Source organism: Streptomyces sp. NBC_00435, assembly GCF_036014235.1.
Classification (GTDB): Bacteria; Actinomycetota; Actinomycetes; order Streptomycetales; family Streptomycetaceae; genus Streptomyces.
Genome location: NZ_CP107924.1, coordinates 6,527,446 through 6,541,261, shown reverse-complemented (window position 1 = coordinate 6,541,261; position 13,816 = coordinate 6,527,446). Strand labels below are relative to the sequence as shown.

The following is a 13,816-nucleotide window of genomic DNA, read 5'->3' as shown; positions in this document are numbered from 1 at the left end:
GTTCGGAAGATCCGACTCCTATCAATCACCTGTCACATGTGAAATATTACTCTCGCTCCGACCAGAACTCCCAGAAGGGTCACCTACGTTGCGCAGACTCGCTGCGGTGGGAGCGGCGATATCCCTCGCCCTCCTCGCCGCCCCCGCGCTCGCCGCCACTGCACCCCCGAACCCGCCCGCGTCCGGGCAGCAGCAGACGGAGCAGGCGGCCGCCCCGCCGCCCGCACCCCTGGAACTCCAGCGCCAGGCCCTGCGCCGCCAGGCCCTCGAAGAGGTCGCGGCGGGCCGCCCCGAGGGCCTGCGGGCCGAGGCCGACGGCACGCTCCCGCGCCTGGCCAAGGTCGGCAAGCGGTACGTCGAGCTGGCCCAGGAGCGCAAGGACAAGGTCTTCGTGATCCTCGCCGAGTTCGGCGACCAGGTGGACAACACCACTGAGTTCGAGGGCAAGCCGCGCTACGGCGGGACCCCGGGCCCGCTGCACAACACGATCGGCAAGCCCGCCAAGGACGACAACCACACCCTGTGGCGCAAGGACTTCGACCGGGCCTCCTACCAGAAGCAGTTCTTCTCCACCGACCCCCAGTCGGCGTCCATGCGCGCCTACTACCGTCTCCAGTCCTCCGGCCGTTACGACATGGACGGCACGGTGACCGACTGGGTCAAGCTCCCCTGGAACGAAGCCCGTTACGGCACCGACAACTGTTCCGAAACCGGCCAGTGCCGGTCCAACTGGGACATGATCCGCGATGCCACGACCGCCTGGTACGACTCCGAGCGCGCGAAGGGCCGTACGCCCGGGCAGATCAAGGCGCAGCTCGCCGAGTACGACGTGTGGGACCGCTACGACGCCGACCACGACGGCAACTTCGACGAGCCGGACGGCTACCTCGACCACCTCGTCGTCGTGCACGCGGGCAAGGACGGGACCTGGGGCGGGGGCGCGCAGGGCAAGGACGCCGTGTGGGCACACCGCTGGTTCGCCTACTGGAACCAGGCCGGCGGCGCGGGACCCGCGGGCAACAAGGCCGGCGGCACCCCGGTGGGCGACACCGGCATCTGGGCCGGCGACTACCTGACCGGCGGTGAGAACAGCGGCGCGGGGCTCTTCGCGCACGAGTTCGGGCACGATCTGGGCCTGCCGGACCTGTACAGCTCGGACGGGGACAACAGCGTCAACTTCTGGTCGCTGATGTCCTCGGCCTCCTACCTCGGCAAGGGCCACAATTCCACTGGCGAGTTCCCGGGCGACCTCGACCCGTGGAGCAAGCTGCAGCTGGGCTGGCTCCAGTACACGGAGGCCGACGCGGGCCGCACGACGCGGGCGACGCTCGGGGTGTCCGGCTACAACACCGAGGATCCGCAGGCGCTGCTGGTGCACCTGCCGCCCTCCGTGACCACGACCGAGCTGGCCGACCCCTACGAGGGCGCCAGCCAGTGGTGGAGCGGTACCGGCGACTTCATGGACAACACGCTGTCCCGCACGGTCGACCTCACGGGGGTCCCGGCCGGGACGGCCGCCAGGCTGGACGCCCGCACCTGGTACGACATCGAGCAGGACTTCGACTACCTGACGGTGGAGGCCTCCACGGACGGCGGGGCCGCCTGGACGGCGCTGCCCGGCACCGTGGATTCCGCTCCGATCGGGGCGAAGGGGATCACCGGCACCTCGGCGGGCTGGGCGCGGCTGTCGGTCCCGCTGACCCAGTACGCCGGCACCTCGGTCCAGTTGAGGCTGCGCGTCACCTCGGACAGCAACACCCACGGCAAGGGCGTCGCCTTCGACGACATCCGCGTCACGGCGGGCGAGGGTCGGGAGCTGCTGCACGACGGGGCGGAACAGGGCGCGAACGGCTGGACGGCGGTCAAGTGGTCGCGCACGGAGGGCCGTACGGGCAGCGAGCGGCACCCGCGCGCGTACTTCGTGGAGAACCGGCGCTACACCGGTTACGGCAGCCTGCTGAAGACCGGCCCGTACAACTTCGGCTTCACGGGCGACAAGGTGGAGTTCTTCCCGTACCAGCAGGGCGTGCTGATCTGGCTCTGGGACACGGCGTACAGCGACAACACCACCAAGGCGCACCCGGGCGGCGGTCTGCTGCTCCCGGTCGACTCCCGGCCGGAGCCGCTGAAGTACGCGGACGGCAGCCTGCTCAACGCCCGCGCGCAGACCTTCGACGCGACCTTCTCGCTCGGGAGGAGCGAGAAGGTCCTCCTGCACAAGGCGGGCGTCCCGACGGCGTTCCCGGCCCGTCCGGGCGTGGCGGTCTTCGACGACCGCCACGGGTCCTACTGGAACGCGGAGTTGCCGCAGCTCGGGGTCAAGGTGCCGGACACCGGGACCCGGATCGCGGTGGTGAAGGAGGCCTCGGGCGGGGCGGTGACGACGGTGCAGCTGACCCCGTCGAAGTAGCGCTCCGCTAGATCCGGGCCACCGGGTTGAGGGAGGCGTACTCCAGCGGCGCCGACGGGTCGATGGTCAGCTGGTGCGGGGCGGGCTCCACGCCCGCCCGCACCAGCAGGTCGCCGATGGCCGCGATCATCGCCCCGTTGTCGGTGCAGAGCGTCATCGGCGGGACCCGCAGCTCGATCCCCGCGGAGGCGCAGCGCCGCTCCGCGAGCTCGCGGACCCGGGAGTTGGCGGCCACCCCGCCGACCACCACCAGGGTCCGGACCCCGTGCTCCCGGCAGGCCGCGACGGCCTTGCGGGTGAGTACGTCGGCCACCGCCTCCTGGAGCGAGGCCGCCCCGTCGGCGACGGGCGGCTCCTCGCCGCGCAGGCGGTGGCCCTCGGCCCAGCGGGCGGCGGCCGTCTTCAGCCCCGAGAAGGAGAAGGAGTAGGCGTACGGGTCCCGCGCGCGGCCCGCCGGTCAGCGGGCGGGGGAAGGCGACGGCCCGGGGGTTGCCGCCCCGGGCGGCGCGGTCGATGGCCGGGCCGCCCGGGTAGGGCAGGCCGAGGACGCGGGCGACCTTGTCGAAGCACTCGCCGGCCGCGTCGTCGAGGGTGTCGCCGAGGTGCAGGATCGGCTCGCGCACGAGGTCGCGCACGAGGAGCAGCGAGGTGTGGCCGCCGGAGACGATCAGCACCACGCAGGGGTCGGGCAGCGGCCCGTGCTCCAGGGTGTCGGCCGCGACGTGGCCGGCCAGGTGGTGGACTCCGTAGAGCGGCCGACCGAGCGCGTAGGCGAGGGTCTTGGCGCCGGCCAGCCCGACCTGGAGGGCGCCCGAGAGGCCGGGGCCGGTGGTGACGGCTATCGCGTCGAGCTGGTCGGCGCGCAGCCCGGCGCGGTCGAGGGCCTCGCGGACGACGGGGTTGAAGGAGTGCAGGTGGGCCCGGGCCGCGATCTCCGGGACGACCCCGCCGAAACGGGCGTGCTCGTCCATGCTGGAGGCGACGACGTGGGCGAGCAGCCGGCCGCCACTCACGATGCCCGCCCCGGTCTCGTCGCACGAAGACTCGATCCCGAGCACCACCGGAGATCCCGCCACACCGCCACCTACCCTTATTGCGAACTCTTCGCAATAAGGGTACCGGCCCGTGCGCGACCGCCGCGACCGGCCGCCCGCCCACCCTCCGTGCCCCCGCGTCAGCCGCGCACCAGGCAGAAGGGGTGTCCCGCCGGGTCCGCGTAGACCCGCCAGCCCTCGGCGGTACGGCTCTCGTCCAGCAGGGTCGCGCCGCGGGCCAGTACCTCCGTGTGGGCCCGCTCCAGGTCCGTGACGCCGAAGTCGAGGTGGAGCTGCTGGGGGCGGGCCGGGTCCGGCCAGCGGGGCGGCCGGTGGTCCTCGGCGCGCTGGAAGGCGAGTACCGCTCCGGCGGGGGTGTGCAGGGTCGCCCAGCTCTCGTCGGTCGCCCAGCGCCGGTCGGGCCGATTGACCTCACCGCCCGTCAGGGAGGCGTAGAAGGCGGCCAGCGCCGCCGGGTCGGGGCAGTCCAGCACCACGCACTGCATCTCAGCGATCATGGTCCGATCCTAGGAGGCGGCAGGCCGTCGGGGCGGGATCCGACGGCACCGGTGGCGGGCCGGTGACGGCCGACGGGCACGCCTGATCGGGGTGATCGGCGGCGACCAGGCCGGACGTCCGGCCGATGATCACCGTTTCGCCGTTCCCTCCGATGACATACGCTCCCGAAAGTCGCCGTGATCCGCGCGGTGGGCCACGAGACCCAGGGCACAGGAGCCGATGACGTACCGACGTGAAACCGGTCTGCCGGGAGCCGCGGCCGGCGCGGCGGCGGCGACGGCGGCCCGGGCGGGCGGCACCTGGGACTCGGCCCTGTCCTCCGGGGAGTTCGCGGCGATCAGGAGCGTCGGCTTCGACCCGGTCGGGCAGGTGCTCGGCACCGCGGTCTTCTCCATCGGCTTCACCGGCCTCTGGGGCTGCCCGGGCGCCTGGTCGGCGGCGGCGGACGGCGCCAAGGAGCCCTCCCTGGCCTGGACTTCGTCCTTCGCCCCGCTGGTCAGGGCGATGTACGCGGCCCGACGCCTCGCGCTGGCACGGGCGGTGGAGGAGTGCCGCGCGCTCGGCGGCGACGGGATCGCCGGAGTGGAGCTCCGGGTCAGCGAATTCACGCCGGAGACGCTGGAGTTCACCGCCCTCGGCACCGCCGTCCGGGCCCGCTCGCGCGTCCGGCCCCGCCAGCCCTTCACCTCGCACCTGGGCGGCCAGGACTTCGCCAAGCTCCTGAACGACGGCCGGATTCCCACCGGACTCGTCCTCGGCATCGCGCTGGAGAACCGGCACGACGACTGGCGCACCTCCCGCCGGACCCGCTGGACCGCCGGGAACCAGGAGGTCGACGGCTACACCCTGCTGATCGGCCAGGCCCGCCGGAAGGCCCGCGACCAGCTGGCCCGCGACGCGGCGAAGCACGGTGGCGACGGGGTCGTGCTGGACGAGCTGGAGCTGACGGTGGACGAGAACCTGTGCCCCAACTACGGGTACTCCCGCGACCTCGTCGCCGAGGCGCTCGCTCTCGGCACCTCCATCACCCGGTTCAGCCGCTCCGAGCGGCCCGCCGGACCCCGACCACTGACCATCATGAGACTGGAGCGCGAACACTGACATGACCGAGCGAACGGAGCGGGAACGGGCCGCGCAATCCGCACGGCCGGCCGCGGAGGGTGTGTCCGAGGACGCGATGCGGCGGCTGGCACGGCTCCAGCCGGGAGAGAAGGGCGCGCTCTTCACCTCCGACCTGACGGTGAACGAGTTCCTGCTGGTGCGGGAGGCCGGCTTCCGCCCGCTCGGCCTGGTCCTCGGCTCCTCGGTCTACCACGTCGGCATCCAGCTCGGCCGGTGGTCGAAGAACCAGGAGCTGACCAAACTGTCCGCAGCCATGTACGAGGCGCGCGAGCTGGCGATGAGCCGGATGGAGGCGGAGGCGGCCGCGCTGGGGGCCGACGGGATCGTGGGGGTGCGCCTCGACATCGAGTTCAAGGAATTCGGCTCCGACATAGCCGAGTTCATCGCGGTCGGCACGGCGGTGAAGGCGGACGGCGCGGACCCCGGGCCGGGCGGGACCTGGCTCAACAACAAGGGCCGGCCGTTCACTTCGGACCTGTCCGGCCAGGACTTCTGGACGCTGATCCGGGCCGGGTACGCACCCCTGGACATGGTCATGGGCTCGTGCGTCTACCACGTGGCGCACCAGCGCTTCACCCAGGCGCTGGGCACCACGGGCCGCAACGTCGAGATCGAGCCGTTCACCCAGGCCCTCTACAACGCGCGCGAGCTGGCGATGAGCCGCATGCGTGCGGAGGGCGAGGCGCTGGAGGCCGAGGGGATCGTGGCGGTCCGGCTGAACCAGCACGCGCACACCTGGGGAGGGCACACCACCGAGTTCTTCGCCATCGGGACCGCGGTGCGCCCGATCCGCGAGGACCACGTCATCGACCGGCCGTCCCTGGTCCTGAGTCTCGATGCCTGACGCCCCGGTGCCCGACATGGAAGTGGAACTGCTCGCGGCGGCGCTGCGCCAGGACAGCTCGGACCTGCACCTCTACGTCAACGTGCTGTCGGCAAGGCTGGTGGACTCGCTGCCGCCCGGCGCCGTACGGATCAGGCGCCGCCGGTCCCTCGCGCAGCGGGTGGCCGGGCGCGAGGGACCGGTGGCCGAACTGGACGTCACGCTCGGGGAGCGGCGGCTCTCGCTGCGGACGGACCGGGGCCGGGTGACCGGGGAGATCTCCCACGAGGTGCGGGGCATCGTGCTCTCCCGGCGCGAGGTGGACTTCGACGAGTGGATCGACGCCCTGGCCCGGGCCCTGGCCGACGCCGCGGCCTCGAACGCCCGGGCCCGTGCGGCCGTCGAGCGCTTCCTGGCCTGACCCGTCAGGCCGGCGGCCGGCTCTCCACCCTGTCCCCCCGCCCCACCGGCGGGCCGTGGTGCGCCGGATAGTCGGCGGTGTCCGGAGCCTTCGGCAGCCGCCACTTCGACAGGACCCGGACCATCGTGACGGGGTCGAGCAGGGTGCCCGGCGAACTGGTCAGCGACAGCACTCCGAAGAAGCGGGCGGCGATCGCCGGATCGGTGTTGGCTCCCGCGACCACCCGGGCCATGTAGCGCTGCAGGATCCGTGTCGCCCGGTCCGGCGGCGGCCCGTCCGTCACCGGGTACCGCAAGTCCTCGCTGGTGGCGATCTGCCAGGGCACGGCGGCGGCCGCCGTGGTCCTGCGCTGGATCCGGCGGGAGGCGGCGGCGATCTGCCCCGGGTTCAGGGTCCGGATCTCCTTGGCCAGGGCCTCCGCGGCGAGCGCGGCGACCGTCATGCCGTGCCCGTACACGGGGTTGAACCGGCAGGCGGCGTCGCCGAGGACCACGAAGCCGGCCGGCCAGCGCTCCAGGCGCTCGTAGTGCCGCCATTCGTTGGCCGTGCCCCGGAAGGCGGTGGGCGCGGAGAGCGGGGTCGCGTCGCGGATGGCGTCGTACAGGGCCGGGCTGCGCAGGCTCCGGGCGAACGTGAAGAACTCCTCGTCCTTGACGGGCGGGGCGTGCTTGCCGTTGCCGATGAGGGTCACCAGCCAGCGGTCTCCGTCCTGCGGCATCAGTACCCCGCCGCGCGGGATGTCGGGGCGGCCCTGCACGTACATGCCCTGCCAGCGCCGTCCCGGATCCACGGGGATCGCGAAGTAGCGGCTGGAGTAGCCGAGATGGGAGTCGTAGCGGGTGACTTCCGGGGCCGGGTGGCCGAGCTCCGTGAGCCAGGCGGTGGCCTTGGAGGTGCGTCCTGTCGCGTCGACGACGAGGCGCGCGGCCAGCCGCTCGCCGTCCCGCAGCTCCACGCCCGTCACCGAGCGGCCGTCCGGCCCGGCCGTGAGCCCGGTGGCCGGGGTGCCGGCCCGGACCCGGATGCGCCCGTCGCGCAGCACCTCGCGGCGCACCGTCCGGTCCAGCAACTCCCGGCTCGCGAGCAGGACTCTGGCTCCGGACACCGGACCGAACCAGTCGGCCGGGCTCAGCCAGAGGAAGTCGCGCGGCGAGTCGAGGAGGTGGGCCCCGGCGTCCACCAGTTCGCCGGTGATTCCCGGCAGCATCAGTTCGATCAGGTCCACGCCCCGCGACCACAGCACGTGCGCGTGCCGGGACTGCGGCAGTCCGGGCCGGAACACCGCTTCGCCCTGCGGCAGTTCGTCCCGCTCGATCACGGTGACCCGGGGGAACCGCCGCGCGAGCACCCGTGCGGCCAGCAGTCCCGCCATGCCCGCGCCGAGGACCACCGCATGGTCCCCGGCCTGCGGGTCCGCCCGCGAACCGGCCTGGGGGCCGGCCTGCGGGTCGGCCCGCGAGTGGGTCGTGCGTGGGTGGTTGTCCGTAGCGTCGTCGTCCATGCCGCCGAGTGTGCTGCGGGCGCCCGGTCCGGGTCAGGGCCCGGACGGGGCGCCCGGAGGCTTCCCGGGGGCACACGGTCTCATACCGGGGCGCGCCCGCCGGAGCGGGAGCGGCGGGCCGGCGGGACCGGGCGGGATCAGGGGCACAGGACGGTCCAGGTGACCTTCACGTGCCCGCCGTCGTCCCCGTAGAAATCGCTGGTACGGGCACCGGGCTGGTCGGTGTACGGATCCCAGGCCACCGTGCCCCGGGCGACCAGGTCGTCGGCCGAGGAGGCGTCGTAGTCCGAGAGGTACACGCCGATCTCGACCGGTCCGGGGCCGTACGTCGCTCCCGAGCCGATCCGCTGGTAGAAGTACGGATCGGGGTTGCTGCGGTTGCCCTGGTTGGGGAAGGTCGACGGGTCCGAGCCGGAGCGCGACCAGACGGCGGTGCGCGTACCGTCGCCGGTCCGGACCGCGATGTCACCGTAGAGCGCGGGGCGGGTCGTACCGTCGTCGAAGTAGGTCAGCTCCGCCTGGTCCACGCGGACCCGGCAGGCGGGTACGCCCTGTACGGGGGTGACGGTGTAGGTCACGGAGGCCTCGCCGCCGTCCACGCCGAGCATTCTCGCGGTGAAGCGGCCGAAGCCGAGGGCCGGGTCCCAGTGGACGCGGCCGGCGGCCATCACGTCGTCGTTGTTCCCGGCGGAGTAGTCGGCGTCGTTGAGGTGGACGGAGACCGTCGCCTCGCCGCCGAAGGTCTGGCTCCGGGTGGAGTCGTCGAGCCCGAACCACGGGTCGTGGTCCGGGAAGGCCGTGGCCCCGGCCCGGTCCCGGTGCCACAGGGTGCGGGCGGTCCCGTCGGTGGTGAGGGTGAGGCCGTCGTAGAGCTCGGGGCCGTTCTCTCCGGTGGAGGTGAACCGGGCCGAGTCGACGGTGATGCGGAACGGGCCGCTCTTCAGGTCGACTTGGGTGACCGGGTCCTTGGAGAACTCGGCGACGATCTGCCGGCGGACCCAGTCGTTGCCGAGCAGCCCGTAGTGCGAGGGGCAGCCGCTGTCGCCGACCGGCAGGACGTGGTTGACGGCGCCGGCCAGCTCGGTGGAGTGCGGGGCACGGCTGTCGCCAGGCGGGATCTGCTGGTCGCAGGTGGAACTGAAGGTGGTGTAGCGGGTGGCGCCCGGGGTCTCGTCGCCCGCGTTGAGGGAGCCCAGGAAGGCGCTGCCGGGGGTCATGTCGGCGAGCGAGGCGGCGTGGATGTCGCAGAAGGTGGCGAAGGGGCCGCAGGGTGCGGCGTCCCCCGCCCCGTGGTTGGGGCCGCCGAGCGAGACCCAGGCGCGGACCCGGGAACTCCCTCCGTCCTTCAGGTACTTCCGGGTGAGCAGCGAGCCCATGCTGTGGGCGACGACGTCGACCGGGCGGCTGCCGAACCGCTCGCTGAGGAAGGCCCCGAAGCGGGCGGCGTTGGAGTCGTTGGTGGCGGCCCAGTCGTAGCCGAACTCGGCGAGGTCACTGGAGAGCCAGCCCTGGGAGTGCAGATAGTCCTCCAGGCCGTCGAGGGAGGACGCGGTGTCCCCGTAGCCGTGGACGAGGACGACCGGCGTACGCCGCTCGGCGCGGGCGGCGGCGGCCTGCGCAGCCGGGGCGGCGAGGAGGGCCGCGACGAGCGCGGCGGCGAGGGCTACGAGCAGCGTGAACAGCAGGGGCACGGGCAGGGCGGATCTGCGCATGGCTCTCCCAGGGGATGCGACTCGGCAGCCTGAAGTGACTGGCGAGTAGCAAGCTAGCCCCCGGGGATTCAGCGCGATAGGGATGTGTACGAGACTCCGGTGAGCTTTTCGGAGGCGCTCCAGAGCCGTTCGCCGGACTTGTCGTCCAGGGTCCATTTCGCCCGCCAGGAACGGGTGGGCGCGCCGCGGACGCTGAACCGCGGCCCGATGAACTCGTCCGGCCGGACCCCGGGCGCGGTCGCCGCGTACAGGGTGGGCAGCGCGCCGGAGGCGGCGGACTGGGCGAGGACACCGTTGCCGATGAGGATGCCGAGGCCGTTGGCGGCGACGGCGATGCGCGAGGTGAGGGTGGTGCCCGCCTGCGGGGCCGCGGCGACGTGCAGGTTGGTGGAGGCGTAGCCGGGGTGGGCGGCGGCCGCGACGATCCCGGATCCGGCGGTCGCGAGCCTCCGGGCGAGCTCGTGGGTGAAGAGGAGGTTCGCGGTCTTGGAACGGCCGTAGGCGATCCAGCGCCGGTAGTTCCGCTCGCCGTTGAGGTCCTCGTGGTCCACGTCCCCGAACATGTGGAAACCGCTGGAGAGGTTGACGACCCGGGCGCCGGGCGCGGCGGCGAGGAGCTGGGGCAGGAGCAGCCCGGTGAGGGCGAAGTGGCCCAGGTGGTTGACCCCGAACTGCGTCTCGAAGCCGTCGGCGGTCCGTCCGTACGGCAGGGCCATCACGCCGGCGTTGTTGACGAGGAGGTCGAGGCTGCCGTGCCGGCGAGCGTAGGCCTGTGCGAACTCCCTTACGGTGCCCAGGTCCGCGAGGTCCAGTGGCATGAACTGCACGTCGGCACCGGGGACTTCGGCGCGCAGCCCGATTTCGACGGCCCGGCCGCGGGAGGCGCTCCGGCAGGCCAGCACCACGGAGGCGCCGTGGCGGGCGAGTTCGCGGGCCGCGAAGTAGCCGATCCCGCTGTTCGCTCCGGTGATCACGGCTGTGCGGCCGCTCTGGTCCGGTATGTGCGCAGCCTTCCAGCCCGGCATGCCGACTCCTCCTCGCCCCTGCGGCCCCCGTCGGGCCGCGGCCCCCGCACCCTACTCCCGGGGTCCCCCCCGGGGGCCCCGCCCCCGGCCGCACACCGCTGCGCGGGCCGGAGTCCCCCACCCACCCTTCCCCCCTTCCGGGCGCTGCCCGGACCCGTCCTGGGGCTCCGCCCCGGACCCCCGGGGAACAGGGGAAGGGCCGGTCGGGGTCTCCACCCCCGCAGCGGGATGCCCGAGGGCCTGGCCGGGGGGCCAGGGGTCCCGGCCAGGGGTCCCGGCCGGGGGCGCCGCCGGGAGCAGTAGGCTGCGGGTCCATCCCCTTCCCGTACTCCGAGGATCCGCGCAGTGAGCTCCGCACCGCCACCGCCCCCCGTACCCGTGTCGGTCGTCGGCCTCGGCGCCGACGGCTGGGACGGGCTGACCGCCCCCGCCCGGGCCGCGCTGGCCGGGGCCGAGGTGCTGATCGGCGGGCCCCGGCAGCTGGAGCTGCTGCCCCGCGATGCGTGCGGCGGGGCCCGGGTGGCCTGGCCGAGCCCGCTGCGCCCGGCCGTGCCGAAGCTGATGGCGGAGCACGCCGGCCGCCGCATCGCGGTGCTGGCCAGCGGCGACCCGATGTTCTACGGGATCGGCCGCGCCCTGTCCGAGGAGCTCGGGCCGGGCGCCCTGCACGTCCTGCCGCACCCCTCCTCCGTGTCCTACGCCTGCGCCCGCCTCGGCTGGCCGGTGGAGGACACCGAGGTGGTCACCGTCGTCGGCCGCCCGGTGGCCCGGCTCTCGGCCGCGCTGTACGAGGGCCGGCGCGTGCTGGTGCTGAGCCCCGGAGCGGTGACCCCGAACGAGATCGCCGCTCTGCTTCGGGAGCGGGGCTTCGGCCCCAGCCGGATGCGGGTCCTGGAACAGCTCGGCTCCGAGCACGAGGACGCGTACGAGGGCTTCGCCCACAGCTGGGAGCACCCGCCCGGCGATCGCCTCAACGTGGTCGCCGTCGACTGCCGCCGCGACCCCGCCGCCCCCGCACCCCGCCTCGGCGCGACCCCCGGCCTGCCCGACCGCGCCTACGAGCACGACGGCCAGCTCACCAAGCGCCACGTCCGCGCCGCCACCCTGTGCGCACTCGCCCCCGCCCCCGGCGAACTGCTGTGGGACATCGGCGGCGGCTCCGGCTCCATCGGCATCGAGTGGATGCGTACGCACCCCTCCTGCCGCGCCGTGACCGTGGAGCGGGTGGCCGAGCGGGCAGCGCGGATCACCCGTAACGCGGCGGCGCTCGGCGTCCCCGGCCTGCGCGTGGTCACCGGCGCCGCACCCGGGGCGCTCGCCGGGCTGCCGGCCCCCGACGCGGTGTTCATCGGCGGTGGCCTGACCGCCCCGGGCCTGCTCGACGCGGCCTGGGAGGCGCTGGCCCCCGGTGGCCGGCTCGTGGTCAACACCGTCACCCTGGAGTCGGAGGCGGTGCTCACCGACCGCTACCGCCGCCACGGCGGCGAACTGGTGAAACTGGCCGTCGCGCACGCCGTACCGGTCGGCGGTTTCACGGGCTGGCGCCAGGCGATGCCCGTCACCCAGTGGTCGGTCACCAAGCCCCATCCCGAAACAGCCCCGACAGCCACGACCGCCACAACGGCCGTACTCCCCGAAATGGTGGATCAGACGATATGACCGTGTACTTCATCGGTGCGGGCCCCGGCGCCGCCGACCTGATCACGGTGCGCGGCGCCCGGACGCTGGCCGCGGCGCCCGTATGCCTGTACGCGGGCAGCCTGGTCCCGCGCGAACTGCTCGCCGAGTGCCCGGCCGGCGCCCGCCTGATCGACACCGCTCGGCTGAACCTCGACGAGATCGTCGAGGAGTGCGTACGCGCGCACGCGGCCGGCCAGGACGTGGCGCGGCTCCACTCCGGCGACCCCTCCATCTTCAGTGCCGTCGCCGAGCAGATGCGGCGGCTCGACGCGGCCGGCATCCCCTACGAGGTCGTCCCCGGCGTCCCCGCCTTCGCCGCGGCCGCCGCGGCGCTGAAGCGGGAGCTGACCGTCCCCACCGTGGGCCAGACCGTGATCCTGACCCGGATCGCCCAGCAGGCCACGCCGATGCCGCCCGGCGAGGACCTGGCCACGCTGGGCCGCAGCGGTGCGCTGCTGGTGCTGCACCTGGCCACCCGCTACGTCGACCGGGTCGTGGACGAACTGCTGCCGCACTACGGGGCCGAGTGTCCGGTGGCGGTGGTCGCGATGGCCAGCCGCCCCGACGAGCTGATCCTGCGCGGGTCGCTGGCCGACATCGCCGCACAGGTGAAGGAGGCCGGGCTGGTCCGCACCGCCGTCATCCTGGTGGGCCGCACCCTGGGCGCCGAGCAGTTCCGCGACAGCCACCTGTACTCCGCCGAGCGCGACCGGCATGCCTGCTGATCCTCCCGGTCCCGGGCACTCCTCCGGCCGGCCCCACGTCCTGATCCTCGGCGGCACCACCGAGGCCCGCCGCCTGGCCCAGTCGCTGACCGGCGGCGGGGACTCGCCCTACCGAGTGACCACCTCACTGGCCGGCCGGGTCGCCGCCCCGGTGCTCCCGCCGGGCGGGACCCGGATCGGCGGCTTCGGCGGACCGGCCGGGCTCGCGGAGTGGATCGCCGCCCACCGGGTCACGCACCTGGTCGACGCCACGCACCCCTTCGCCGAGCGGATGAGCTTCAACGCGGCCCGGGCGGCCGCACTTTCGGGTGTCCCGCTGCTCGCGCTGCGCCGCCCCGGATGGAGCCCGGGCCCCGGGGACGACTGGCACGTCGCGGACTCGCTCGCCGGGGCCGCGGCCCTGCTGCCGGGTCTCGGCTCCCGCGTATTCCTGACCACCGGCCGGATGGGACTGCACAGTTTCGCGCACCTCACCGAGCCCTGGTTCCTGGTGCGTTCGGTGGATCCGCCCGACGGACCGGTGCCGCCTCGACTCGAAGTGCTGCTCGCCCGGGGCCCGTTCGCCCTGGACGACGAGCGGGAGCTGCTCGCGCGGCACCGCGTCGACCTCCTGGTCACCAAGGACAGCGGCGGCTCCGCAACCGCTCCCAAGCTGACCGCCGCCCGCGAGGCCGGCATCCCCGTCCTGGTGGTGAGCCGGCCGCCGGTACCGCAGGGGGTCGCGGCGGCGGAGTCCGTCGATGCGGCGGTGCGGTGGCTGGGCGGGGCCGGGGTTCCGGCACAGGACGACCGGGTGCGGTGACCCGGCCCACGGGACGCCTCCGCAGCAGCCGCCTACCCTTCT

The 13,816-nt window shown here is 73.8% G+C and carries 11 protein-coding genes and 1 pseudogene; 7 read left to right on the top strand and 5 right to left on the bottom strand.

Annotated features, from left to right (window positions below):
• Positions 1–106: 106 nt before the first annotated feature.
• On the top strand, positions 107–2,410 hold the full coding sequence (locus OG389_RS29575) for an immune inhibitor A domain-containing protein (RefSeq protein WP_328301507.1): 2,304 nt from the start codon (positions 107–109) through the stop codon (positions 2,408–2,410).
• A gap of 7 nt (positions 2,411–2,417) precedes the next feature.
• Here OG389_RS29575 and tsaD read toward each other — a convergent pair.
• Together tsaD and OG389_RS29565 are read right to left on the bottom strand one after the other, a co-directional pair.
• A pseudogene (tsaD, locus tag OG389_RS29570) lies at positions 2,418–3,471 on the bottom strand (tRNA (adenosine(37)-N6)-threonylcarbamoyltransferase complex transferase subunit TsaD).
• Positions 3,472–3,584: 113 nt separating this feature from the next.
• The gene (locus OG389_RS29565) at positions 3,585–3,962 is read right to left on the bottom strand and encodes a VOC family protein (RefSeq protein ID WP_328301506.1); all 378 of its coding nucleotides are present in this window, start codon (positions 3,960–3,962) and stop codon (positions 3,585–3,587) included.
• A gap of 220 nt (positions 3,963–4,182) precedes the next feature.
• Between OG389_RS29565 and OG389_RS29560 the strand changes: the two genes are divergently transcribed.
• From OG389_RS29560 to OG389_RS29550, 3 genes are read left to right on the top strand one after another with little or no spacing between them, the layout of a single operon-like run.
• Positions 4,183–5,064 carry a heavy metal-binding domain-containing protein gene (locus OG389_RS29560; RefSeq protein WP_328301505.1) on the top strand — a complete coding sequence of 294 codons (882 nt, stop codon included), beginning with the start codon at positions 4,183–4,185 and terminating at the stop codon, positions 5,062–5,064.
• A gap of 1 nt (position 5,065) precedes the next feature.
• A complete protein-coding gene (locus tag OG389_RS29555) occupies positions 5,066–5,929 on the top strand; it encodes a heavy metal-binding domain-containing protein (protein WP_328301504.1) in 864 nt (287 codons plus the stop codon).
• Positions 5,922–6,329 (top strand): hypothetical protein, encoded by a 408-nt coding sequence (locus OG389_RS29550; RefSeq protein WP_328301503.1) that lies wholly within the window; start codon positions 5,922–5,924, stop codon positions 6,327–6,329. The genes OG389_RS29555 and OG389_RS29550 overlap by 8 nt, the downstream gene beginning before the upstream one ends.
• A gap of 4 nt (positions 6,330–6,333) precedes the next feature.
• On the opposite strand, the gene OG389_RS29545 is transcribed toward OG389_RS29550, so the two are convergent.
• The 3 genes from OG389_RS29545 to OG389_RS29535 all read right to left on the bottom strand — a co-directional run bounded on the left by OG389_RS29545 (position 6,334) and on the right by OG389_RS29535 (position 10,567).
• Positions 6,334–7,830: an FAD-dependent oxidoreductase gene (locus tag OG389_RS29545; RefSeq protein WP_328301502.1), complete on the bottom strand. Its 1,497-nt coding sequence runs from the start codon at positions 7,828–7,830 to the stop codon at positions 6,334–6,336.
• A gap of 137 nt (positions 7,831–7,967) precedes the next feature.
• Positions 7,968–9,542, bottom strand: a complete 1,575-nt coding sequence (locus tag OG389_RS29540) for an esterase/lipase family protein (RefSeq protein ID WP_328301501.1) — start codon at positions 9,540–9,542, stop codon at positions 7,968–7,970.
• A gap of 68 nt (positions 9,543–9,610) precedes the next feature.
• A complete protein-coding gene (locus tag OG389_RS29535; RefSeq protein ID WP_328301500.1) occupies positions 9,611–10,567 on the bottom strand; it encodes an oxidoreductase in 957 nt (318 codons plus the stop codon).
• A 345-nt stretch (positions 10,568–10,912) separates the two neighbouring features.
• Here OG389_RS29535 and cbiE point away from each other — a divergent pair, with 345 nt between their 5' ends.
• Genes cbiE through OG389_RS29520 form a run of 3 tightly spaced genes read left to right on the top strand, consistent with a single transcriptional unit; the run spans position 10,913 to position 13,774 of the window.
• Complete coding sequence (gene cbiE, locus OG389_RS29530) at positions 10,913–12,226, top strand: precorrin-6y C5,15-methyltransferase (decarboxylating) subunit CbiE (protein ID WP_328301499.1); 1,314 nt, start codon at positions 10,913–10,915, stop codon at positions 12,224–12,226.
• Entirely contained in the window at positions 12,223–12,972 is a 750-nt protein-coding gene (gene cobM, locus OG389_RS29525) for a precorrin-4 C(11)-methyltransferase (protein WP_328301498.1), read from the top strand. Before cbiE ends, cobM begins: the two co-directional genes overlap by 4 nt.
• On the top strand, positions 12,962–13,774 hold the full coding sequence (locus tag OG389_RS29520; RefSeq protein ID WP_328301497.1) for a cobalt-precorrin-6A reductase: 813 nt from the start codon (positions 12,962–12,964) through the stop codon (positions 13,772–13,774). The genes cobM and OG389_RS29520 overlap by 11 nt, the downstream gene beginning before the upstream one ends.
• Positions 13,775–13,816: the final 42 nt, after the last annotated feature.